Here is a 24389-nt window from a genome sequence, read left to right on the forward strand (position 1 = left end):
ATGAAAGGAAATAGGGACGAGGTTTTTGATTATATTTTCTCCAAAGCCGACGAAGTTGGTTATATGGGGCTTGATTCAGCTAGGTCTGGTAAGTTTCAAGATGAACTTGAAAATGATCCTGAATTAATAAGAATTGCTGGAGAGCCTCTCTCTCGCAATTACATTAAGGATACAGTTTTAAACAATTACAGTAAGAAACAGAGGTATATATCAGAAGATGATGTACTTAGTGTATTTGTCGAGTTGACTGATATCTCTGTTTTAGGTGCAAAAAAAGATCTTGAGAATGGGATTTTTAAAATTTCATATTTAGGTGATGAATTTGAGTGCACTAGCTCAAGCATTAATGAATGGCAAACGGTTTTAAAACGATTTGGAAAAAGAAGTAGTGAAAAAACTAGATTTGCTTTTTTGACTTGTGGTGGCGTAGAGAAGCAGCAAGATGAGCTTAGGGCTGCTGTAGATATTTTAAGTTCATACGGTGTAACAGCTCTTATCGTTAAGCCTAGTCAGAAACCTATATCAATAAAGTTGTATGTAAAAAATAAATCTGAAAAGCCTTTTAGCTTAGTTAGAACGGATTTATCCAAACCATTCCTTCTTCTAGCTGGCATCTCTGGCACAGGTAAAACCCGCTTTGTGCGTGAACAAGCAAAAACCTCTAAGCAGTTTGCAGAAACCTATTGTTTAACCTCGGTGCGCCCCGATTGGCATGAACCAAGTGATTTACTTGGTTATATCTCACGCTTAAATGATGCTGCTGAATACATAACCACTGATGTATTACAGTTTATCGCCAAAGCATGGCGGGGCATTGTTGATGGAGGCTTGACCATTGAGGTTCAAGAGAGCGAAGACCAAGGTAAGCGTTTCGTCGTAGCAGGCGAACGCGATGAGTTAGATAAGGTACTGCCTTACTGGCTGTGCTTGGATGAAATGAACCTTGCTCCTGTTGAGCAGTATTTTGCTGATTATTTATCGGTGCTAGAAACTCGCGAATGGCGTTGGTCGGGTGATCACTTTACCTACAGCAGTGATGCATTATTAAAACCCGCCACCATTAAAGAAGTCGCTGATAAAGAAACGTTACGCGAAGCGCTTGGCTTTGATGGTGCGCAATACGATGAACTATGGGCAGACATTTGCCAATATGGTTTAGGCATTCCGTTTAACCTGCTGGTTGCTGGTACGGTGAATATGGATGAAACCACGCACGGCTTTTCACGCAAGGTGATTGACCGAGCGCTGAGCTTTGATTTTGGTGCGTTTTTCCCTAACGACTATAACGATTTTTTCACTCCAACTAATTGCAACAAGCGCCTTAGCTATCCCACTTGGTCAAACGCCAGCAAAGCGGATTTAGCTGATACTTTTGATGTTGATGGCACAAAAACGGTTGCGTTTTTATCGGCCGTTAATGCGGTGCTAAAAAATACACCGTTTGAGTTGGCGTTCCGTGCGCTCAATGAACTTCTTCTAGCGGTTGCTAGTAGCCAACCACAAGATGACCTGACCTTAAAAGCCGTATGGGACGACTTTATGATGTGTAAGGTTCTGCCGCGTATCGAAGGCGATACCGACAAGCTGACAACATCAAATCGCAAGGATTTGCTGGAAGAACTTAGCGCTGTGCTGGCAGACCAGTTAGCCCCTATTTGGTTCGTGTCTGAGACAGACGAAGCCAATCAACGCCCTGACTTGTATCGCGAGAAAATCGTGGCCGATGGTGCTACTGATGAGGAAAAAGTACTTCGCATACCTTGCCGTTCAAAAGCTAAGTTGCAGTGGATGAGCGAGCGATTAGCCAGTGCCACCTTTACCAGTTTCTGGCCTTAATGAGTCGGTGCTGTTTGATGCCTTCTGCAATGAATGCAACCTATAAGCAGAACCCGTACAGTGATGGTGTAAGGAGTGGTAGGGAATGCCGGAGTTAATACGATTACAAACCCCTGACTTTGAGTTTTCGGTCTGGGCGAATGATATTAGCCAGCGGTTGAGCGTGTACAAGAAAACCATGGCGCACAGGGCGAGCGCTAATCATGCACAACCAAGCTACGAATTGCGCTTTGCGCCAGCGGCGCAGCTGAGCAATGCTATTGAACCGCAAGGGCTAGTTGCAAATGGTTTAGTACAAAGTGGGTTAGATGAAAGGGACTTAGCCGAAAATGACCTTGTTGCTAATGGCTTAGCGAAACATGCTGAGCTGACATTAAATTCCCCGCTGTTTTTTGAGAATACTCAGTACCAGTTTGAGTGGGTCTTTTTTAGTGAAGTCACTAATGCGCGGTTAACCCATCGCAGCCAAAGAATGAATGAGGCGTTCCGTTTTGCCCCTGAAGTAAAAACCGCAAGGGGCGTAGTGCCTGCACGTTTAACCGGTACCATCAATACCGGCAATGATGTGGGGTGGTTACGTTTGCCTCTCACCTTTGAGCTCAATGGTAAAATACAGACTCAGCATATAGCTTTTGAAGTGTTGCCAACCAAAATGGCTCTGCACCAAGATCTACCAGTCATGTACCTAGATATTGACAAGATTTATCCACTTTGGCGCTTTAGCTTAGTAGAAAAAACAGAGCAGGATGCAGCGACTAGCCAGCAACGCGGGCATTTTCCACTGATGTGGTTAGCTAATTTTGCCGCATTAAGGGAGCGTTTTGAGCAAGGCTTAAAAGTGATTTGTGCCGCACCGCATAGCCGTTTGCAACCAACGGTAGCCAATATTAAAGCGGCCAAATTAAAAGGCCGTTTGTCTCGTAAGTTAGCAGAGCAGGTCAAGCAAGACTTTGCGAATGGCCAGTACGATAAACGCTACTCAGTCGAAAAAAAGCAACTGAGTGTGGATACCCCAGAAAACCGCTTTATCAAAATGGCTGTGAGTAAAAGCAAGCGGCAATTAGCGGAGTTTGAACAAAAGCTGAGGAAAAGTAACCAAGCACCAGAACGGCAACGTTTGTCGGATTCATTTTTAAATGAGCTACATAGTTGGCAACAACCGCTGCAAAAAGTGTTAGGTCAAAGTTTTTTAAAAGAGGTTGGTGCATACACAGGATTAAATCGTGAGTCGTTAGTGCTACAGCAAAAAACGGGTTACAGCGCGGTGTATCGTATTTGGCAGGAGCTGGAATTTTATTTAGATGCATTTGGCAATCAGTCGAGCATTTCGATGAAGTCAGTGGCCGAGATTTACGAAGTGTGGTGCTTTTTGTGTTTGAAGCAGATTTTAGAGCAGGATCTTGGCTTTGAATTGGTGGAAAACGGTGCGGCTAAGCTCGCCCAAAATGACTTTTTTGAGTACCAACTAAAAGATGCTTTTGCTGGAGCATTCCGTTTTAAACGCAGCGATGGTGTGACCGCTAGGCTGGCACACGAGCCTAAGTTTACCAAAAAGGGCCAATCAATACGCTCGTACTTAGTTAACCAAGAGCCGGATATTGTGTTGGAAGTGACATTGCCTAAAAGCGCCCATTTAACAAAAGCAGACTCATCAGAAGAAAAGCAGTTTATTTGGTTGTTTGATGCCAAGTATCGTATTAAAACCGAAAAAAACCGCTTTGATGACAGCAATGAAGATATTGAAAGTACGGATTACGTACCAGACGATGCCATTAACCAAATGCACCGTTATCGGGATGCCTTGATTCGCCTATCAGAGCCGCGCTTGTCTGAGTCTCCATCCAGTAAAATCGAAGGGCAACCTGCTAAAAAAAGCCGTCCCGTTTTTGGTGCGTTTGCTTTATACCCAGGCTTTTTTGATCAAACCATCAAATCCAACCCCTATGCAGCTGCGATAGAAGAAGTGGGTATTGGTGCATTTGCACTCTTACCTAGCCAAGATGAGCCTAGTCAAATTGATCCTACCCAGACTAAGAGCAGTTATTCGGGCCATCAGTGGTTGCTAGAATTCTTGCAAGCGCAAATTGGCACAGCACCGAATGCACAATTAGTGCAAGGCAATGAGGCCATGTATCCTGTGGCAGGCATGGCGGAAAGGCTCTACGTACAAGAAGCCGCTAGAATTCCGTACGCTGGCATGAAGCAAGTGCTGTACCCCGATTTGACGATGACATTGGCATTAGGTGGGCAACGTTGTCGTGATAATGGCTACTTTGAAAAATTTGAGCAGGGTACAGCGCAGTGGTATCACCTGCCGCAAAGCACGTTTTTGAAGAAATTTAAGCAACATATTGCCGAGGAAATTCGCTATTTAGCGTTGGCGTCTACTTCAGACACTCAAAGTTCAACCAAGCAAATTGACAAACTTTGGCCGGTTAAACGAGTCACAGTGTTACCACGCTATGCCATTACCGAAGATCAAGCTGGTAAGAAGTCAGGCTTGGCTGATTTGTATTATTTATTTGAGCTAGGCAAGCCGCTATCACTGCAAACGCCAGTGACCAAAGTGCCACATCGTCCAATGAAGAACTCAATGAAACTCACAACCTTAACTCGCTTAGAGAGCGTCACTAAGTTTACCGAGGTTGAAAAAGTTTACGAAGAGGCAATGGTGTAAGTAAAGGGGCGTTTCAATTATGCAGAAGGTATAGTGAGTGACTGGTTCGGCCTGAGCTCCATAGACACTTTTTATGGTAAAAAAATGTAATCAAACTATATAGAGTAAAACTATGGCAAAGGAAAGCTGTTACGATGACGTATTTCTGTCCATTTTCTTGTTACAAGTGGTCTTTAAAACAAAAAAATAACCCAGTAAGCATTACGCTGCTGGGTTATTTTTAACCGCAATGAAAGCTACAGTGGTGTTACTTTAACTTCATCAAATGCTTCCATATCAACATATGCCAGAAAATTCTTTTCCCATAACTGATAAAGCTGTTTAGCTGAACTGCGAGTATCCATCGCCAGCCAACCTTTGTAAGCAATAAAGAACTTTTCTGACCGAAAATCAAAATCTAAATTGCGTTCTAGTTCGGGATAGTAATTTCCCATATAAGTGAAATCGGTAATGTATTCGATAGACCATTGGTTATTGGATGACTGACGAATCGCTATTTCAACAGGGTGATAGCCGCCTTCTTCAGCACTGTAACTTCTGTCTCGAAAGTTAAATACAATATGTCGGCTGGTGGACAGTGACTCATTAGCTTCTAGTTGCTTTTCGTAATGCTGATTTAGTAGCTCAAAAAGCTTGCTGGAGATCGGTAGTAAAGCTGGAGTAAATGATAATTTAGGCATAGTGAACCCTCCTAGTTATAGGATCAAAAGTAAAAATGGGTGGTTTATTGTTCGTCGTGAGTGGCGAGAATGGTGACTAACACTTTATCGAATAGATTACGAAGCAGGTGCCTATCTAAGGCATGCATCCAAGAGTTTAATCGCTCGCTTGCTTCTGGAGTTGAAAGGTCAACACTACCTGTGTCTGGTTGATAGCACCATTTGTTGGTTAGATGGAAATACAGCTCAGGCTCTACTTTGCTTGCATGTTCATTGGGGTAGGAAAAGCTAGCAAAGAAGACAATGTTCCATTTATCAGAGCTGTTAACTCTCTTGAGCTGTATTTCAACAGGATGTGCTCCTTTACGAGTCTGGTAGTAGCTTTTCTGCCGACAGTTAATAATCAGACGTTCCGTGTTATTTGGTATCGGTGCATGTCCTAGTATTCGCTCTAACTGTTTGTGTAGATGCTTAGGGACTTTGATATCACCATAGTGTTGTTCAATCATAATAAGCCTCTCTCTGCTAGTGAGACGCATTCTCTACCAACAACGATGTGGTCTAATACTCGGATATCCACCAGCGATAACGCATCTTTCAATCGCTCAGTAATACGTCTATCTGCACTGGATGGAGTGGCTATACCTGAAGGGTGATTGTGGGCGAATATCACAGCGGAAGCATTGCACTTCAATGCTTCTTTAACTACTTCTCTTGGGTAAACACTTGCGCTGTCTACAGTGCCTTGGAACAGCTCTTTAAATTCGAGTAACTGATGTTGGTTATCAAGGAACATAGCTGCAAACACTTCACGCTCGTATGAGCCTAGCTGACAGGTAAGGTACTTCTTCGTTTGTTCTGGATTGCAATAAGTATCGCCACCAGCAAAGGATTCTCTGATGATGTTATTTGCAACATCAATGGCTTCTTGCTTGGAATGGATAGTAATAGGATAGGTAATCAATGATTCTGACATGTTCGTTCTCCAATGATTGAAAAATCAAAAACGCTTTATGCGCTGCATCATGTCAGTAATATCTATTTGAAAAGTTTTGGAAGGTAACCTTGATAAGATAGATAAATTGAACCTATTGAAATCAATAGATTATGACCTCAATAGGTGTCCGTTTTGAAAAAGTAATGAGTAGTACTTAAACTACTTTTAACTGCTTGGTTCCTGTTACTGATAGGCTACCTTTAGACGCTTCTTCGATGTGCTCACTCCACCAGCACATCATAGGTCTACGGCGTTCGATGTAATCTGTTCGGTTGTAAGCACTACGAACTTGGTTGTCATCTACATGTGCTAGTGCAGATTCAATTAAATCAGGCTCAAAACCTTGCTCATTGAGAGTCGTACTAGCAAGGGAGCGTAGACCATGGCTAACTAATCGCCCAGCAAAGCCCATTCGTTTTAAAGCCATGTTGGCAGTTTGACTATTGCATGGTTTCTTAGGATCGCGGTCAGAAGGAAAAACAAACTCTCTATGCCCACTAATAGGCTTCATCACATCTAAAATAGCCAACATTTGTTCAGTAAGAGGAATGCGGTGATCCCGTCTCTTCTTCATTCGCACCGCAGGAATTGTCCAAATTTTTTCCTCGACGTCAATTTCTTCCCATCTAGCACCTGATGCCTCTGAAGGACGAGTCATCGTATTGAGTTGCCATTCGATTAAGCAACGAGTTGTTCGTTTAATACTTGCATGAGCAATCGCATTCATTAGCTCTGGTAATTCGGCTGGAGCTAATGCTGCCATGTTTTCTTTTTTGGGTTTCTTAAAGGCTGCTTTTATTCCACTTAATGGGTTTGCTTGAACTAGACCGCAGTTTGTCGCGTAATTCATTACTTCATTTAGCCGCTGACTTAGGCGCTTAACTGTTTCTAAACTCCCTTTTGCTTCTATAGGGCGTAATAGTTCTATTATTAATGGAGCGCTTATATCCTTGATTGGCGTTTTTGCCAATTTTGGAAATACATGTAGTTCTAATGAACGCCAGATATCAATAGCATAGTCAGGAGTAATTGAGTCTTTTTTAATTTCAAACCACTCTTTAGATACATTTTCAAATGTATTTTCATGAGTCTCTTTATACTCTTGCTGTTTCTTCTGCTTTTGTTCTTGAGGATCGATCCCTTGAGCGATCAGCTCTTTTGCTAGTAATGAGCTTTTTCTTGCATGTGCAAGGTTAACATCGGGATAGCGACCTAAATTGTAATTAGCTCGTTTTCCATTTGTAGGGCGGTAGTAGTTAAGTTGCCATTGTTTGGAGCCACTAGGAAGTATGCGGAGTTGTAATCCTTGTCCATCAGAAAGGCAGTATTCCTTTTCTTTTGGTTTTGCATTCTTAACTTCTGTTGCTGTTAAAGGTTTGGTGATTCTAGGCATTGTAGTAACCATAATTTAGTATCTATAGTCTATGGTTACTACAGTGGTTACTAAAAGTCAAAGATGTCAAAAGATGTTATTGGACGTTGATGAACGCTAAGTTATTGATTTTACGTTGTTGCAGGCAAGAAAAAAGACGCCCTAGGACGTCTTTAAACTATGAATTGGTGGAGCTGGGGGGATTTGAACCCCCGTCCGAAAATCATTCACCATTGGTACTACATGCTTAGTCGATCTTTAATTTCGCCACCCATCTGCGAACCGACACGCTAATGAATGACTATCCTGAATTATAATTCGCCGTTCATCTCTCAGGCGGGAGAATCCGAGCTAGCGCGTTTGGGTTTGATCCCTCGTTATTCCCCGTCTTACGTGCGGAAGCTAGGGCGAGAGAGCTCCGAGCAGGGTATTAAGCTGCTAGTGCGTAGTTTTCGTCGTTTGCGACTATTTTTTTGCGGTTTGTTAACGAGGCCTACCGCACCTCGGCATGCACCTCAGACTTCAAAATTCCCGTCGAATCCAGAATCAGCCCCAAGGTTGTTGATGCATAGTACCAGAAAAGCTTTGCCTGTCTAGCGCTGTGCGTCTGTTTGGTCAAGATTAACGCAATGAGCTCTTCATTACGCGTGCTTTTTCTCTCGCCCAATCTTTTTCTTTTAAATCATCACGTTTGTCATGAAGCTTTTTACCTTTAGAAACGCCAACTTTGAGTTTTACCCAAGAGCGAGACCAGTAAAGAGACAACGCTGTTAAAGTCATACCTTCGCGGTTAATTCGGCCGAAAAGATTGTCGAGTTCACGACGACTTAATAGCAGTTTACGAACGCGAGTAGGGTTAGCTACAACATGTGTAGAGGCTTGTTGTAGCGGAGTAATTGTCATACCAGAAACAAAAGCTTCTCCGTCACGCATGAAAACATAGCTTTCAGCGATATTTGCTTTGCCCTGACGAAGTGATTTTACTTCCCAGCCTTGTAGCTCAAGCCCTGCTTCTACTTCATCTTCAATGAAGTATTCATGGCGAGCTTTTTTATTAAGCGCGATAGTGTTGCTACCCGCTTTTGTCTTTGAATTTTTCTTTACCATAGTGGGCGCATTATACGGATTTGGTGATTAGATAGGAAATGCTTTTCTTTGCGTAGCATAAGGTTAACCGAGCCGTCTAACAAGTAGCAATGTGCAGTTACTTGAGGTGACATAAGTATGACAGTACAATCAGCTCTAACCGATATGTCTGGGTAATGATGAGGAGTAAAGATGAAACAAATTAGTCGTTCTGCGTTGGTGTCGTTTAGTGCAGAGCAGATGTTTCATTTAGTTAATGATGTCGCTCGCTACCCTGAATTTTTGCCGGGGTGCTCAGGTTCTCGTATATTGGAATCATCATCTGAAGCAATGATCGCGTCGGTCGATGTATCGAAAGCAGGTATCAGCAAAACATTTACGACATCAAACGAATTACGCCACGGAGAATCAATCGTGATGAATTTGGTTGATGGTCCATTTAAAACCTTACGTGGTGGATGGCATTTTACGCCATTGGACGAGCAGGCTTGTAAGGTTGAATTGAAGTTAGAGTTCGAATTCTCCAGCAAGATGATTGAATTGGCTTTTGGAAAAATTTTTAACGAGCTGACCGGTAATATGGTAAATGCCTTCACTAAACGTGCAAAGCAGGTTTACGCATAATGAGTATTGAATCCGATATCATCCACGTAGACGTGGTTTATGCTCTACCAAATGAGCAGCGAGTGTTGAATCTTGTTGTAAGCAAAGATATGACCGTAGAAGAGATTATTCAAACTTCTGGCATCTTGGCATTGTACCCTGAGATTGATTTGAAGGTTAACAAAGTCGGAGTGTTTAGCCGAAATGTGAAACTGGATTCGACTGTACGTGACAGAGATAGAATTGAAATCTATCGCCCGTTATTGGCAGATCCAAAAGAAATCCGTCGTAAGCGCGTTGAACAGCAAAGAGCTCAAGCGGCCAATGCTAAGTAAGTTAGTTAAGATAAATTGGAAAGTAAAAAAGAGCTTGTATTAACAAGCTCTTTTTTACATTTGATGTTGTGCAAACATTTTTGTTTCGAAAAATTAAAGCACTCGAAAACTCAATATCTAAAACAGATCAGTTTATGCCTTCGAAAAACGCATCGCCGGCTGGGAAATCACCAGAAACATCAGTCAGAGTTCCAGCTGTTGGATTGAATTTTACGATAAGATTTTTCTGCTCTGAATCTTTATGACCTTCGGTATGGTGATAGATGTAATACCAAGTATCTGGATAACCATTTTCTATCAGCATTGGAGAACCGAGAACAAAACGTACTTGCTCTTTGCTCATACCAAATTTCAATTTATTTACGGCTTCTTGTTCAACATAGTTGCCTTGATTGATATCGATTCGATAAACCAATTTTTCTAGTAATGAGCAGCCAGACAAGGTCGTCACTGCTAGGGGAATGGCAATCAGCCATTTGGTAAACTGCATATTCAAACTTCTATAAACCGTAAACAAAACTCGCAAGATAATAAACAAGCTCGCAGCGAATGTAAAAACATCAAATCGCTATGAGCTAGTTGAGACTGCGAATTTTGAATTTAGTTGCAAACAGCAGATAAAAAATCACTAGTTTTATGGTTTAGACTGCTTTTGTTGTTTATGCAGCAATTAGCAACTCTTTTGCGTTGGCTAATGTTGATTCAGTAATCTGACTGCCACCAAGTAGACGTGCTAGCTCAGAAACACGCTGCTCGTTATCGAGTTTAATCATTTGCGTTTCGGTTTGACCGCCTTTGGTTTGCTTCGCAACAAACATTTGGTTATGACCACAACCAGCAACTTGAGGTAAGTGTGTGACACAAAGTACCTGAGTTGATTCACCTAGTTTTCTCAGCATTTTACCAACCACAGCCGCAGTTGGACCTGAAATTCCCACATCTACTTCATCGAAGATCAAACTTGGGGTATCCACTTTTTGCGCAGTGATCACTTGGATAGCAAGAGAAATACGTGAAAGCTCACCACCTGATGCCACTTTAGCAATCGGCTGAAGCGGTTGACCTGCGTTGGTTGAAACCAAGAAAGTGATGGAGTCGATACCCAGTGGCGTTGGGTGGTCCGCTTGGCTACTAATATCAATTTTAAACTGCGCTTTTTCCATGCTTAATTCGTGCATGCTTTGGCTAATTAATCTATCTAGTTCTTTCGCGTAGCGCGTACGTGACTTGTTCAGTTTTTCCGCTTGAGCCAGAAACTCTTGATATTGTTTTGTCACGTCAGCTTCAAGTTCAGCCAGCTTTTCATCAGAACTATCAAGCAGTTCAATTTGCGTTAAAAGCTCTTGATGATGTTGATACAGCTCTTCTGGTAGAACATGATGTTTACGAGAAAGAGACATGATTTTTGAATAACGTTCTTCCACGTAAGCCATACGTTCTGGGTCGACATCAATATGATCAAGATAAGAACGAAGCTCGTTATTCGCCTCTTCAAGCTGGATAATTGCTTCCGCAATCATATTTGGTAATGCAGATAGAGAGCTGTCCATCTCTGCCAATTCAATTAAGGTATGGCTGGTGGATTGCAACAGACTTAGCGCGTTAACTTCTTCGCCTTCATCGATCAGTGTGATTGCTTTTTGGCAGTTCAAAGCAAGATCACCGCTATTAGATAAGCGCTTATGTTCTTGTTCAATCTCACTGTACTCTTCTTCACCAATTGAAAGCTCATTCAATTCTTTAATTTGGTATTCCAAAAGTTGTAATTGAGCTTGATTCTGTAGACGGTTTTCTTTTAGCTGTTTGAGCTGATTATTCGCTTGACGCCAGTTTTGATAACTCACGCGAGTACTTTTTAATAGATTGGTGTGGTTGGCGTATTGATCCAACATTGCCAGTTGTTGTTCTGGTTTCATCAATTGTTGATGAGCATGTTGACCATGAATGTTGATCAACAGTTGACCCAGAGCTTTTAGTTGCGAGCCAGGAACCGGGCTGCCGTTGATAAATGCGCGTGAACGACCGTCTTTAGTGATGGTTCTGCGTAGAATACAATCTTTACCATCTAAAAGGTCGTTATCTTCCAACCAACGTGTCGCATTAATGTTGTTGTCTAAGATGAATGAGGCGCTGACTTCGGTTTTGTCTTCACCTTGTCGAACCATACCGGCTTCTGAACGACCACCAAGACATAAACTTAGGGCGTCAATGGCAATAGATTTACCAGCGCCAGTTTCGCCAGTAATAGTTGTCATTCCTTGTGAAAGCTCAAGCTGCAAAGATTTCACGATTGCAAAGTTGTTTACGCTTAAATGAGCCAGCATTTTTCATCACCTGTATAGTTAAACAATACTGTATTTTTGAACAGTATATACTGTTTCTTTATACAGTAAAGATACCTATACTAAAAAAATGGTGTGATTAAAAAGTGTACTTGCATGGTTGAAGACTGAACAATCAGGTTCCCACTTTGCAAGCCAAAGTCTTTTGCTCGTTTTAGGTAGCTATTTTCTTATCGAGATGGAATTATTGATTACGAAATGTGCATTAAATAGTTTGACGAAGTTCACAAAAAAGTTAGAATGCGCACCATGTATAAAATGTGACAAGGCGCAGTAAATCATGAACTCAGCACTAATTTCTATTTTCGATAAGAAGCACTCTTTAGAAAAAAGTAATTCGCAATCTACATTGGCTGACAAATTATCCAGCCTTATAATGTTTGTCGCGACGCTCGCTGTTGTTGGTGTGCTAGGTCTAACTTACATTGCATAAATTCAAATAAAAAAGACGCTTAAAGCGTCTTTTTTATTGTCTCGAAAATCGCGACTATTGGGTTGCTATTACTTCTATTTCCACTTTTGCATCCATCGGTAGTCTTGCTACTTCTACACAAGATCGCGCAGGGAATGATGCGTTGTGGCTTTCAAAAAATTCGCCATAGACTTTGTTTACAATAGGAAAATCATTTAAGTCTTTAACAAATACCGTCGTCTTCACTATGTTAGTGGCGTTTAGTCCTGCTTCTTCAATGATAGAAAGAGCATTGTTTAACGATTGTAAGGTTTGCTCTGCTACATCTTCAGGCATTTGTTTTGTCTCAGGGTTAATAGGTAACTGCCCTGAGGTAATGACCATTGCGCCTAAGTTTACACCTTGCACATAAGGACCGATTGCTAATGGTGCTTTCGTTGTGTTGAGTATTTCTGCCATTGTATTTCTCGTTATTTATCGTTTTGTTGAATGCGATTAGCCATTGAAAGTCGGCAAAAGATTCATCATTGACATAAAGTGGAACACGGCGGTAGCAACACCAAACAGGATCAGCGTACCAATCATGGCATTGCCACCCGGAGCCATAAAGCCTTCTTGACCACCTTCCAGTGTGCGAGATTTACGAGCCAACAACGCTGGAATCAAGCATGCCCAGATGGTTGCCGCTGCACCTGCATAACCAATAGCCAGAACAAAGCCGAAAGGGAATAAAAGAGAAAGCACAAGCGGTGGAAGGAATGTTGCAACCCAAGTTTTAGTACGACCTTGTTTGGTATCTTCAAACTTGAACAGATCAGCTAGGAAGTCAAATACTCCCAAACCCACGCCGATGAACGAGGACAAAATGGCAGCCATTGAAAAGGTATTAATCGCATGCGATACCTTGTCAGAGTCTATAACCGAACCGAGTGCCGCTAATAGTGCTTCTACGTTACCACCTTGAGCGATAACGGGACCGAAATCGCTACGTGGAAGGTTACCGTAAATACTGATCATCCAAAGGAAATAGAGGAATAGTGCGATAACGGTACCGCCAAGAATGGCGTATTTCGCACGATTCTCACATCCATAGTAAGAACGCATACTGGCTACCGAATGGTGATAACCAAACGATGTTAATGCCACAGGTAACATAGCCATCGCATATGGAGCGTAATTTGATTCTTCACTGATGCGGTCAAACAGCACGCTTGCATCGATGTTAACGGCTAAACCCGACACGCCGAATACAAAACTCAGCACCATAAAGGCAATAAGAACGATAGAGATCCTGTCGACTGCTCGAGTAGAGTGCCAAACGAAAAGAGAGAAAACAGCAACAAACAGGACTGAAGCGATTTTATTGTTAATGCCCAACACACCTTCCAAAATTAAGCCTGAAGAGGTGATGTATGCATAAAGTAAGATACCGCCAACAAAGTAAACCGCTAAGTTGTTAATTCGGTTTACATTATCACCAAGGATATCTTTGGTTACAGTGTTAAAAGACACTTTAAGGTCGTAACGTTTGAATGCCTCTAAAAGCATCCAACCAGAAAGTGTCATCATGATCATGGTAAAAGTAATTGCAATAAGAGACCAAGTTGTCCAAGCGCCAGCACCTGCACTCGGTAAACCTAACATTCCAGCCCCTACGCAGACGCTAGCAATGATACAAGCTCCGCCGACTAAAGATGGATTATTGTTCATAATCGTTACTCTTGTTTAAGTTTCATGTTTGGAAAATAAGCCCGCTAAATTTATAGATTTTGTTTTTGCGCTATTTAGTGGGAGTAAGCGCGCCCGAAGGCGCGCTAGATTCAGAAATTATTCCACTTCTTTCAAACGAGCAGTGAAGTGGCGCAGTACTGGTGGCTCGTATGTGAAATCGAGCCCTTTAACGTTGTGCGCATTTTCTTTCACTTTCTCAAACGCTTCGATAACGAAGTCCATATGCGTTTGAGTGTAAGTTGCACGAGGAATGGTTAGACGTAGCAACTCTGCAGGACAAGGATGTTGTTTACCTGTTGCAGGATCTCGACCTAACAGTAGTGACCCAATTTCTACAGCGCGGATACCTGCCACTTTGTATAGTTCACATGCTAAAGCGTGTGCTGGGAATTGCTCTGATGGGATATGAGGTAGAAGTTTACCTGCATCAACGAAAGCTGCGTGGCCACCCGCTTGCTGACAAACAACGCCAATCGCTTCTAATCCATCAACAAGATATTGAACCTGACCGATACGGTACTCTAGCCAGTCTTGGCGCATACCATCGTAAAGACCAACCGCCAGACGCTCCATCGCGCCGCCTTCAAGACCGCCGTAAGTAGGGAAGCCTTCTTGAACAACACAAAGCGTACGACAATCAGTGTAAACGTCCATCATTGACTCGTCTTTGAAGCACAATAGACCGCCCATTTGCACCATCGCATCTTTCTTCGCTGACATCGCTAAGCCATCTGCGTACTTGTAGGTTTCACGAGTGATTTCTTCGATTGTCCAATCTTGATACCCCGGTTCACGTTGTTGAATGAAGTATGCATTTTCAGCAAAGCGAGCAGAGTCCATAATGACCGGAATGTCATAACGTTGAGCAATTTCGTATACCGCTTTTAAGTTCGCGATAGATACAGGCTGACCACCGGCAGAGTTACAAGTAATCGTGCTGACAATGTAAGGCACGTTCGCAGGTCCTGCTTCTTCAATCGCCATTTCCAGTTTAGCGATATCAAAGTTACCTTTGAAATCTGCGTTTACAGCAGTATCAAAAGCTTCATCGGTATAGACGTTTTTCGCTACACAGCAGTTCACTTGCGTGTGACCCTGAGTGGTGTCGAAGAAGTAGTTAGATAGTGCGACCATTTTAGAGCGGTCTAAGCCTTTTTCTTTCTCACGTTTTTTAATCAGTACCGGAATATAGATTTGCTCAGCGCCACGACCTTGGTGAGTCGGGATTGTAAGCTCGTAACCGAAGATGTCTTTTACAGCGTTAGCAAGTGCATAGTAGCTGCGGCTACCACTATAAGCTTCGTCACCCATTAGCATTGCTGCTTGCATTCTTTGAGTAATAGAACCTGTGCCACTGTCGGTTAAAAGGTCAATAAACACGTCATCACTGTCTAGTAGGAATGGGTTCATACCCGCTCTAATGATTGCTTCTTCACGATATTCACGCGTAGTACGTTTTACTGGCTCAACAACGCGAATACGGAACGGTTCTGGTAAATGTTTAAAGTTTTCCATGATAATACCTTTGAATAAATTAATTTTTGTCAGGCGATATTATTGGCTGCCCTATATATTTATTTAGGGTGTAAAATACCGCGCTAAATAATTATCGATAAAATTTCGTTAAATAAATTCATTCACGAATAACTAGGCAACAACTTTAATTTAAATAAAGTTGGGCGAAAGTATCGAAAACGATATAAATAGATTTAGAGTTGATTATGATTGTCTAATAGATTCGAAAGAATACAGAAACAACCAAGTAGACTAGGCGTGTGTAAAAGAAGGTAAGATTGAGATTTGATAGTCGTGCGTGTACCAAGCTAGAGAGCTTGACCATAACTTGTCTTGATTTTTTAGAGTTGTACTCATATCCAAATCCGCTGTGAGTTATAGCTGGTTGACTGATGGTTGGATTCTTAACCAAGTCATTCAAGAAGTAAATTGACTGAAATAATAATTGTGACCAAAGTCCTCAACTTTAATATGGAATAAATCATACGTCACATATAAAAGATGTTGCGTTGAAAGAATTTACTATGGTAAATAAATAAAGCAATCAGTTTTTAATTACCTATTAATAAAAGATTATAAAATAAGCCCCGACTTTATTGTCGAGGCTAGATGGTATGGGATAATTTAACTACTTGGTTTAAAACAATTTACTCGACCAGCCGAGTTTACTTCTTAATACACTGTAGTAGCTGTAATCTTTCGGGTGGATAAGTTTGAGTACATTTGGACTCTGATAAATGATCACTTCATCACCTGGCGATACTGGCAATGATATTTGTCCGTCACAGCTCACTTCCTGAGTTCCTCGGTTGTCAGGTGAAACTACCAGTTTGATTCGACGTTTACCATCCACCACTAACGGGCGACATGACAACGTATGCGGAAACATAGGTACCAGTGTAATAGCGTTAAGGCTAGGGGAGACAATTGGGCCTCCACCAGAGAGAGAATATGCCGTTGACCCCGTCGGGGTGGAAATGATCAAGCCGTCTGAACGTTGAGAGAACGCAAAGTTGTCGTCGATGTACACCTCGAATTCAATCATATGCGCGATCTTTCCTGGGTGGAGTACGGCTTCATTTAATGCTGCGTTGTGGCTTTTTATTTGCCCATGGCGGTGCACTTCCGCTTCTAACAAGAAACGCTCTTCTTCCATGTAGTCGCCTTCCAATACTGCTTGTAAGCGAGATTGGAAATCTTCTGGGTTTAAATCAGTTAGAAAGCCTAGGTTGCCACGGTTAACACCGATGACCGAAATATCAAAGCGAGACAAAACGCGAGCTGCACCCAGCATATTACCGTCACCGCCAACAACAATCGCAAGGTCTGCCTTTTTGCCAAGTTCGATTAAACTTGAAAAGTGGTCTTGAGGAATATCCGTTAAGATTTCTTTGAGCCTATCGTCAATAAAGACGGGATAACCTAGAACTGTTAACCATTGATACAATTCTTTGTGCGTCTGAATGGCTTGTTGATCTCTAGGCTTGCCAATGATGGCGATGACTTCAAATGGTTTTTTCATAAGTTTCCAACTGAATTAGGCTTGAATCAAAATTCTTCATCCCCATAATAAGGGCAAGTTACGCTTTTATGCGAATTTTTGTGTCAAGAACGTAAAAGAGAATTCAGTTCCTTAGCGGTTATTAAATGAGAACCTGATAACTGAAGGAATGCAGGAGATATCATGAGCAAAGAAGAAAACAAAGTTAAAGATGAAGAGCTGAAGCCAGAAGCGGTTGAAGTTGAAGTTGAAGCTGAAGCTGTCGGCACTGATGCTGATATCGATTGGAACCAAGAAGCGCAAGAAGGCGAAGTGCTTGATGAGCAAGAAGCAAAAATTGCTCAACTAGAAGCAGCCCTATTGGCCAGCGAACAACGCTTGAAAGAGCAGCAAGACAGCGTATTACGCGCTAAAGCTGAAGTTGAAAACATGCGCCGTCGTTCTGAGCAAGAGGTAGATAAAGCACGTAAATTTGCTTTGAACCGTTTTGCGGAAGAATTGTTACCAGTTATCGACAACCTAGAGCGTGCGATTCAAGCTGCAGATCTAGAAAATGAAGCGATTAAACCAGTGGTTGAAGGTGTTGAACTGACTCACAAAACATTTATCGGTGTTGTAGAGAAGTTTGGTCTGAAAGAAATCAACCCTGAAGGTGAAGCGTTCAATCCTGAATTCCATCAAGCGATGTCAATTCAAGAAAGCCCAGATCACGAATCGAACACAGTTATGTTCGTGATGCAAAAAGGTTATGAGCTAAACGGTCGTGTGGTTCGTCCTGCGATGGTTATGGTTGCCAAGTAATCTGATTTGTCATTTTCCAGCCTTCGCTGGAACGACGGATTCAATAACGGGAGGCTTTAGCTTCCCGTTTATCTTATGGAGAAAATCGAAAGTTAGTTATTGCTATAAAAACGGCTAACGCAGCAAAAAAAGATACCCATGTTTCCTTTGTGGTATTTAAGGGTAATCTATGGCGAGCCTAAGCTTTGGCGAAAGGAAGCTGTGGCGAATAATAACGATAACAAACAATAGCATCCGTAAATGATGGCTCCATCGAATAAGTGTTGGTGGCCTCATGCCGAGTTTTTATCCAGCCTCAAAATTTTTGCTCGAAAAAGCCGATAATTTTTATTTTTTTTCATTTTTCCCCTTGAAATGCTTTTTGACGCCCTTATCTATTGGGCATACAAGAAGCAAACATACATGTTTAGCTTGTTGCCCGATAAGGGCATAACAAACGAACAGAGAATTTATTTCGGAGATAGCCTGATGGGTAGAATCATTGGTATTGACTTAGGTACGACTAACTCATGTGTTGCTGTACTAGACGGCGACAAACCTCGCGTAATTGAAAACGCAGAGGGCGAACGTACCACCCCTTCTATTATTGCATATACAGACGGCGAAACATTGGTCGGTCAACCTGCAAAACGTCAAGCTGTAACGAACCCAGAAAACACGCTATTTGCTATTAAGCGTCTTATCGGTCGTCGTTTCGAAGACGAAGAAGTACAGCGCGATATCGAAATCATGCCTTACAAAATTGTACGTGCTGATAACGGTGACGCATGGGTTGAAGCGAAAGGCCAAAAAATGGCTGCACCTCAAGTTTCAGCAGAAGTTCTGAAGAAAATGAAGAAAACTGCAGAAGACTTCCTAGGTGAAGAAGTGACTGGCGCTGTAATCACCGTTCCTGCTTACTTTAACGATGCTCAACGTCAAGCAACGAAAGATGCTGGACGTATCGCTGGTCTAGAAGTTAAACGTATCATCAACGAACCAACTGCAGCTGCTCTAGCTTACGGTTTGGATAAGAAAGGCGGTGATCGCGTTATCGCTGTATACGACCTTGGTGGTGGTACATTCGATATTTCAATCATCGAAATCGATGAAGTTGAAGGTGAGAAAACTTTCGAAGTTCTTTCTACTAACGGTGACACTCACCTAGGTGGTGAAGACTTTGATAACCGCCTAATCAACTACTTGGCTGATGAGTTCAAGAAAGAGCAAGGCATCAACCTGAAGAACGATCCGCTAGCAATGCAACGTCTAAAAGAAGCTGCTGAAAAAGCGAAAATCGAACTGTCTTCAACACAGTCAACGGATGTGAACCTACCGTACATTACAGCAGATGCAACTGGTCCTAAGCACATGAACATCAAAGTTTCACGTGCGAAACTGGAATCTCTAGTTGAAGACCTAGTTCAACGTTCACTAGATCCACTAAAAGTTGCTCTAGCGGATGCTGATCTATCTGTTGGTGACATCACTGACGTTATCCTTGTTGGTGGTCAAACTCGTATGCCTATGGTTCAGAAGAAAGTTTCTGAGTTCTTTGGTAAAGAGCCACGTAAAGACGTGAACCCTGATGAAGCAGTAGCGGTTGGTGCTGCAGTTCAAGGTGGTGTATTGGCTGGTCACGTTAAAGACGTACTTCTTCTAGACGTAACTCCGCTGTCTCTGGGTATCGAGACTATGGGTGGCGTTATGACTAAGCTAATCGAGAAAAACACAACGATTCCTACTAAAGCGAACCAAGTGTTCTCAACAGCTGAAGACAACCAAAATGCAGTAACGATTCACGTATTACAAGGTGAGCGTAAGCAAGCGACTTACAACAAGTCTCTAGGTCAATTCAACCTAGAAGGTATTCAACCAGCACCTCGTGGTATGCCTCAAATCGAAGTTATCTTCGACCTAGATGCGGACGGTATCCTGCACGTATCTGCGAAAGATAAACAAACTGGTAAAGAACAGAAGATCACTATCCAAGCTTCTGGCGGTTTGAGCGATGCAGAAATCGAGAAAATGGTTCAAGAAGCAGAAGCGAACAAAGAAGCGGACAAAAAGTTCGAAGAGTTAGCAACTGCACGTAACCAAGCTGACCAAATGATTCACGCAACTCACAAGCAAGTAACTGAAGCTGGTGAAGCACTTCCTGCAGAAGACAAAGAGAAAATCGAAGCGGCTATCTCTGCTCTTGAAACAGCGAAGAAAGGCGACGACAAAGCTGAAATCGAAGCAAAAGTTCAAGCTCTGATGGAAGCTTCTCAAAAGCTAATGGAGATTGCTCAACAGCAAGCTCAAGCACAACAAGGTGCTGGTGCTGAACAACAATCAGCTTCTAAAGACGATGATGTTGTTGACGCTGAATTTGAAGAAGTGAAAGACGACAAGAAATAATTTGTTGTAAGCGGATGACTTGTTACATTACAAGTCATCTGTGTTCACGATTCATGCTATTTACTTGCGGGCGTCAGAGTTTCTCTCTCGCCCGCATGTTTGTAGATATAGAGTCTATCCAGATAATACTATTTGCTCGTCAACTCATTGCATCAACATATTGATTGCTAAGTAAATAATAAAAATGTTGTCAGTAATATTATCTAGATTGATTGATAAAAGACGGAGAAGCACAGCGCTTCTCGCTGAAAGTAATTGGTAGTTTAAAACATGTCAAAACGTGATTTTTACGAAGTATTAGGCGTTAGCCGTGATGCCTCAGAGCGCGATATTAAAAAGGCGTATAAGCGCCTAGCTATGAAATTCCACCCAGACCGCAATCCGGGTGATGCGACTGCTGCGGATAAGTTTAAAGAAGTAAAAGAAGCGTACGAAATTCTGACGGATGATCAGAAGAAAGCCGCTTATGACCAGTATGGTCATGCCGCCTTCGAACAAGGCGGCATGGGCGGTGGTGGCTTCGGCGGTGGCGGTGCTGATTTTGGTGACATCTTCGGTGATGTGTTTGGTGACATCTTCGGCGGTGCTCGTCGTGGCGGCGGCGGTCCTCGTGCGCAGCGTGGTGCCGATCTACGTTACAACATGGAACTGACTTTAGAGGAAGCTGTTCGCGGTTGTAGCAAAGAAATCGAAGTACCAACACTGGTTCATTGTGATACGTGTAACGGCTCTGGTGCTAAGAAAGGCACATCTGCACAAACATGTGGAACCTGTCATGGCCACGGTCAAGTGCAAATGCGTCAAGGCTTCTTTGCTGTACAGCAAACCTGTCCTACCTGTAACGGTAAAGGCAAGATCATTAAAGACCCATGTAATGATTGTCATGGTCAAGGTCGCAAGCAAAAGACTAAAACACTTAACGTTAAGATTCCAGCTGGCGTGGATACTGGCGATCGCATTCGCTTATCTGGCGAAGGTGAAGCGGGAGAAATGGGTGCACCAGCAGGTGACTTGTATGTACAAGTACACGTGAAAGAGCACCATATTTTTGAACGTGACGGCAACAACCTTTACTGTGAAGTGCCTGTAAGCTTTGCTATGGCTGCACTTGGCGGTGAAGTTGAAGTTCCAACCCTTGATGGTCGTGTAAACCTTAAAGTCCCAGAAGAGACGCAAACAGGTCGTATGTTCCGCATGCGTGGTAAAGGCGTGAAGAGTGTACGTGGTGGTGCAATTGGTGACTTGCTAGTGAAGTTGGTGGTAGAAACGCCAGTGAAACTCAGCTCTCGTCAAAAAGAACTATTACGTGAACTGGAAGAGTCTTTTGGTGGCGAAGCGGGTCAAAAGCACAAACCAAAATCAGAAGGTTTTTTCAACGGTGTTAAGAAATTCTTCGATGATCTAACCAGCTAACCTCTGGTTAATGGATATAAAGATAAGGCCAGCATAGCTGGCCTTATCTATTTCAATCCTCGGATCATTTTTATGCAGCTGATACCAGTTTTATACCATCCTAGATAAAAATATGCTCTGACTGAGCATCGGCAGAATAGAGAATAGGCGTCAAAAGCAAACGTGCACTCATTCGTCCCTGAAGCTCCGCCGAGCCTTCCATAGCTCGGAGGGTTTGCTTATCGGTACTCATTGCCAGTTTGATTAGGAAATAAATGTGATTGGTATGACATTTAAAGCCAACATGAGATGGGTAAATTTTCTCCTGTGTGGGACAATGTTAGCTTCTCATAAGCTTCACCTAGGCAAGTGTCTTTATTTTGTCCTTTTTCTGCTTTTGGTATAGCGCTAATAAGATATCCAGTATTGCTGACAGTTGCTGAAATCAGGTATCTTTCTTTATCTACTTCACAGAAGTTGTTACATATTCCATTTGTTATTACAGCATCAGTGACGTATCCATTGTTGTATTGTTCCTCTAAATACAGCTGCAATTTAGCCATATCAGCCATCGCCTGCTTTCTGTGTCCTTTTCTAATATGATCACTGTAGTTTGGGTAAGTAATTGCAGCCAAAACTCCAATAATCGCAATAACTAACATTAATTCGATGAGTGTCAAACCGTGATGCTTATTTGAAGTGATGTTGCAATTAATTGTTCTAATCATGTCTATTACTTATTGATATCCGCCCACGTCATTTTTGGTAACTGTTAGCATCAATACAAGTTTAATTCAGCTTACATTGATGTTTACACAGGAGTTTGAGAAATGCCTCGCGGGTTTACCTTATTAGAAATGATGTTAACCATGGCTGTTTTGACCATACTCCTATCAGCTTCGATCCCTAACTTCTATCAGTTTCAGCAAAGGCAAAAAATTAAGGCTCTTGCTCAAGAGCTGCATGGATTTCTCATTCAAGCAAAGTCAGAAGCGGTATATCGCAATACTGATCTTTGGGCTCATATTCGATTTGATAGTAATCCAACTTTCACCGGAGATTGGGAAATTCGCTTAACTAATTCAGATAAAGATACTCAAGGTGAAACCATTCAACTGCTTAATGGAAATCGATATCGAGACGTTATTTTTTCGTCTAGTTACTTATCCAATCAGATTAAGTTTGATGGTGTGCGAGGAAAAATTACTAATGGTCATTTGAGTTTGTCATCCATTATGTCAACACAGAAAAAATTGCAGTTTAAAAGCTCTTTTGGTGCTAGCCGAATCTTGATTTGTGGCGAAGGAGAAGCCTTGTATGGCTATCCGATGTGTGTTTAAGAAAATGTGTGGTAGTACGTTAATAGAATTTATGACCGCTGCTCTTATGGGGACTATAGCTGTCACTATTACAGGGAGTGTCTTCATCTCTATTCAAAGGGCTGCTGTTGAAAAAACGAAACATATTTTTCTGATGCAAAGCATGACGACTGTTCTCCAACAGTTAAAAGAAGATATTCAAAGAGCGGGCTTTGATTCACCATCAACGGATTCAGTCACATTTTCTGATTCAACACATATCGTATATGTTGATCATTCAAATACAGCTTTAGGATATGTTTATAAAGCCTTCTCAGACAATATTGAACAGTTCCGCCATGTTGTTTATAGATGGGATCAACATACCTCACGTTTGCTACTTTGTGAAAAACATCATCCAGTGCCGATGAGTTCAGTTTTGGCCTCTGATTCTGGCTATAGAGGCAACTGTTATTCTTTATTCGATCCTTCTCAGATCTCGGTATCTGAATTTTCCGTTCAACGTCATTCACTTGAAAAACACGTAGCCAGTGCGTTTTTGACAATACGCTTGTCTGCTTTTTTAGCTCAAGAACCTTCTAGTGAGCGAAGCATGACGCTCAAAATAAAACATAGAAATTGGCAATGAGGGGAACTTCACAACAAGGTTTAGCAACTTTAATGATCACTTCGGTTCTTTTAATGGCGGCTTTAGTAATTACTATGGGGACTTATAAAAACTTATTCTATCAAATCAAAAGAGCGCAAAATGAAGTTAAAGCACGCCAACATCATTGGCATGCTGAAGGGGTACTTGAATGTACATACACCCAGTTTAGGCATGAGAATAAGCGGCCTCTGTTTATATCGGATTGCGGATCTGGATATCATTCAACGGCAATGGTTTCTGATACCAGCAATGGATGGATAGTCACCGCAACTTCTGGTTATAGCTCTCTTCAAAAAGAGATTTCGGCTAATTGTCTAAAATGGAAAGCAGGATCTTGGTATGCGAAATAACGAGCAAGGTTTTAGCTTAATCGAAGTGATGATCACTTATCTATTAATTGGTGTGAGTGTATTAGGTTTAATTAAGCTGCAATCCTATATTGAGCAGCGAGCTGATTTTGCTATCCATAGTATTGAAGCATTGAATCTTGCTGAGCAGAAACTGGAATGGTTTCGAACAAGGGGATCATTATCTCCTGACGCGTCTTTCACTGTTGCTTCTTATGACGGCGACATAGTTTCAGGCTCAGAACAAGCAGCGAATTTTTATATACTGACGTGGAGTGTCACAGAGCCGAGTAGTTTATTGGGCTGTATAAAAATGGTGGACATCGAAGCGTCTTGGCTTGACCGGCAAGGCAATAAGCACGCAGTGAATTTGCAAACCATGATTTCTAAGTTCAGCGAGTTTGACTCTTAGGGCTTGAACGAAAGCTCTAAC

Annotated in this window: 23 protein-coding genes, 1 other RNA gene and 1 pseudogene; 12 read left to right on the plus strand and 13 right to left on the minus strand. The window is 42.1% G+C overall.

Features of this window, described 5'->3' with window-relative positions; all coding sequences use genetic code 11:
• Together G5S32_RS03480 and G5S32_RS03485 are read left to right on the plus strand one after the other, a co-directional pair.
• Positions 1-1836 carry an McrB family protein gene (locus G5S32_RS03480; protein WP_246201037.1) on the plus strand — a complete coding sequence of 612 codons (1836 nt, stop codon included), beginning with the start codon at positions 1-3 and terminating at the stop codon, positions 1834-1836.
• A gap of 85 nt (positions 1837-1921) precedes the next feature.
• Positions 1922-4513, plus strand: a complete 2592-nt coding sequence (locus tag G5S32_RS03485) for a restriction endonuclease-like protein (RefSeq protein WP_165310509.1) — start codon at positions 1922-1924, stop codon at positions 4511-4513.
• Positions 4514-4749: 236 nt separating this feature from the next.
• Here the strand turns inward: G5S32_RS03485 and G5S32_RS03490 are convergent, their stop codons facing one another.
• The 6 genes from G5S32_RS03490 to smpB all read right to left on the minus strand — a co-directional run bounded on the left by G5S32_RS03490 (position 4750) and on the right by smpB (position 8648).
• Entirely contained in the window at positions 4750-5193 is a 444-nt protein-coding gene (locus tag G5S32_RS03490; protein WP_165310510.1) for a DUF2787 domain-containing protein, read from the minus strand.
• Between the two features lie 44 nt (positions 5194-5237).
• Positions 5238-5681 (minus strand): DUF2787 domain-containing protein, encoded by a 444-nt coding sequence (locus G5S32_RS03495; protein ID WP_165310511.1) that lies wholly within the window; start codon positions 5679-5681, stop codon positions 5238-5240.
• A complete protein-coding gene (gene radC / locus G5S32_RS03500; protein ID WP_165310512.1) occupies positions 5678-6148 on the minus strand; it encodes a RadC family protein in 471 nt (156 codons plus the stop codon). Before radC ends, G5S32_RS03495 begins: the two co-directional genes overlap by 4 nt.
• A gap of 175 nt (positions 6149-6323) precedes the next feature.
• Positions 6324-7562, minus strand: a complete 1239-nt coding sequence (locus G5S32_RS03505; protein WP_165310513.1) for an integrase domain-containing protein — start codon at positions 7560-7562, stop codon at positions 6324-6326.
• A 165-nt stretch (positions 7563-7727) separates the two neighbouring features.
• Positions 7728-8095, minus strand: a transfer-messenger RNA (tmRNA) gene (gene ssrA / locus G5S32_RS03510).
• 67 nt (positions 8096-8162) lie between these two features.
• Positions 8163-8648: an SsrA-binding protein SmpB gene (smpB, locus tag G5S32_RS03515; RefSeq protein WP_042489074.1), complete on the minus strand. Its 486-nt coding sequence runs from the start codon at positions 8646-8648 to the stop codon at positions 8163-8165.
• Positions 8649-8819: 171 nt separating this feature from the next.
• On the opposite strand from smpB, the gene G5S32_RS03520 reads away from it, so the two are divergent.
• Entirely contained in the window at positions 8820-9251 is a 432-nt protein-coding gene (locus tag G5S32_RS03520) for an SRPBCC family protein (RefSeq protein WP_165310514.1), read from the plus strand.
• Entirely contained in the window at positions 9251-9565 is a 315-nt protein-coding gene (locus tag G5S32_RS03525; RefSeq protein WP_165310515.1) for an RnfH family protein, read from the plus strand. Before G5S32_RS03520 ends, G5S32_RS03525 begins: the two co-directional genes overlap by 1 nt.
• Positions 9566-9692: 127 nt before the next feature.
• Here the strand turns inward: G5S32_RS03525 and bamE are convergent, their stop codons facing one another.
• Both bamE and recN read right to left on the minus strand, forming a co-directional pair.
• Complete coding sequence (gene bamE, locus G5S32_RS03530; protein ID WP_165310516.1) at positions 9693-10055, minus strand: outer membrane protein assembly factor BamE; 363 nt, start codon at positions 10053-10055, stop codon at positions 9693-9695.
• Between the two features lie 169 nt (positions 10056-10224).
• The gene (recN, locus tag G5S32_RS03535) at positions 10225-11889 is read right to left on the minus strand and encodes a DNA repair protein RecN (protein ID WP_165310517.1); all 1665 of its coding nucleotides are present in this window, start codon (positions 11887-11889) and stop codon (positions 10225-10227) included.
• A 298-nt stretch (positions 11890-12187) separates the two neighbouring features.
• On the opposite strand from recN, the gene G5S32_RS03540 reads away from it, so the two are divergent.
• Positions 12188-12340 (plus strand): hypothetical protein, encoded by a 153-nt coding sequence (locus G5S32_RS03540; RefSeq protein ID WP_165310518.1) that lies wholly within the window; start codon positions 12188-12190, stop codon positions 12338-12340.
• A 54-nt stretch (positions 12341-12394) separates the two neighbouring features.
• Here G5S32_RS03540 and G5S32_RS03545 read toward each other — a convergent pair whose 3' ends face one another.
• From G5S32_RS03545 to nadK, 4 genes are all read right to left on the minus strand, one after another.
• Entirely contained in the window at positions 12395-12778 is a 384-nt protein-coding gene (locus G5S32_RS03545) for a Rid family detoxifying hydrolase (RefSeq protein WP_165310519.1), read from the minus strand.
• A 36-nt stretch (positions 12779-12814) separates the two neighbouring features.
• Positions 12815-14029 (minus strand): aromatic amino acid transporter, encoded by a 1215-nt coding sequence (locus G5S32_RS03550; protein ID WP_165310520.1) that lies wholly within the window; start codon positions 14027-14029, stop codon positions 12815-12817.
• A gap of 117 nt (positions 14030-14146) precedes the next feature.
• The gene (tnaA, locus tag G5S32_RS03555) at positions 14147-15565 is read right to left on the minus strand and encodes a tryptophanase (protein WP_165310521.1); all 1419 of its coding nucleotides are present in this window, start codon (positions 15563-15565) and stop codon (positions 14147-14149) included.
• Positions 15566-16202: 637 nt separating this feature from the next.
• A complete protein-coding gene (gene nadK / locus G5S32_RS03560; protein WP_165310522.1) occupies positions 16203-17087 on the minus strand; it encodes an NAD(+) kinase in 885 nt (294 codons plus the stop codon).
• Positions 17088-17249: 162 nt separating this feature from the next.
• Here nadK and grpE point away from each other — a divergent pair, with 162 nt between their 5' ends.
• The 3 genes from grpE (at position 17250) to dnaJ (ending at position 21662) form a co-directional block, all read left to right on the plus strand.
• Complete coding sequence (grpE, locus tag G5S32_RS03565; protein ID WP_165310523.1) at positions 17250-17867, plus strand: nucleotide exchange factor GrpE; 618 nt, start codon at positions 17250-17252, stop codon at positions 17865-17867.
• 468 nt (positions 17868-18335) lie between these two features.
• Complete coding sequence (gene dnaK / locus G5S32_RS03570; protein WP_165310524.1) at positions 18336-20249, plus strand: molecular chaperone DnaK; 1914 nt, start codon at positions 18336-18338, stop codon at positions 20247-20249.
• 270 nt (positions 20250-20519) lie between these two features.
• Positions 20520-21662, plus strand: a complete 1143-nt coding sequence (dnaJ, locus tag G5S32_RS03575) for a molecular chaperone DnaJ (protein ID WP_165310525.1) — start codon at positions 20520-20522, stop codon at positions 21660-21662.
• A gap of 272 nt (positions 21663-21934) precedes the next feature.
• Here dnaJ and G5S32_RS03580 read toward each other — a convergent pair whose 3' ends face one another.
• Positions 21935-22375 (minus strand): type IV pilin protein, encoded by a 441-nt coding sequence (locus G5S32_RS03580; protein WP_165312700.1) that lies wholly within the window; start codon positions 22373-22375, stop codon positions 21935-21937.
• Positions 22376-22471: 96 nt separating this feature from the next.
• Here G5S32_RS03580 and G5S32_RS03585 point away from each other — a divergent pair, with 96 nt between their 5' ends.
• From G5S32_RS03585 to G5S32_RS03600, 4 genes and pseudogenes are all read left to right on the plus strand, one after another.
• A complete protein-coding gene (locus tag G5S32_RS03585; RefSeq protein ID WP_165310526.1) occupies positions 22472-22981 on the plus strand; it encodes a GspH/FimT family pseudopilin in 510 nt (169 codons plus the stop codon).
• Positions 22959-23588, plus strand: coding sequence for a PilW family protein (locus tag G5S32_RS03590; protein ID WP_165310527.1), 630 nt, complete (start codon positions 22959-22961; stop codon positions 23586-23588). Before G5S32_RS03585 ends, G5S32_RS03590 begins: the two co-directional genes overlap by 23 nt.
• Positions 23585-23911, plus strand: a pseudogene (locus G5S32_RS21460) (hypothetical protein); the annotation flags it as partial. The gene G5S32_RS03590 and the pseudogene G5S32_RS21460, both read left to right, overlap by 4 nt.
• A gap of 37 nt (positions 23912-23948) precedes the next feature.
• Positions 23949-24368: a type IV pilus modification PilV family protein gene (locus G5S32_RS03600; RefSeq protein WP_165310528.1), complete on the plus strand. Its 420-nt coding sequence runs from the start codon at positions 23949-23951 to the stop codon at positions 24366-24368.
• Positions 24369-24389: the final 21 nt, after the last annotated feature.

The sequence above is a fragment of the Vibrio ziniensis genome (assembly GCF_011064285.1).
GTDB classification, from domain to species: domain Bacteria; phylum Pseudomonadota; class Gammaproteobacteria; order Enterobacterales; family Vibrionaceae; genus Vibrio; species Vibrio ziniensis.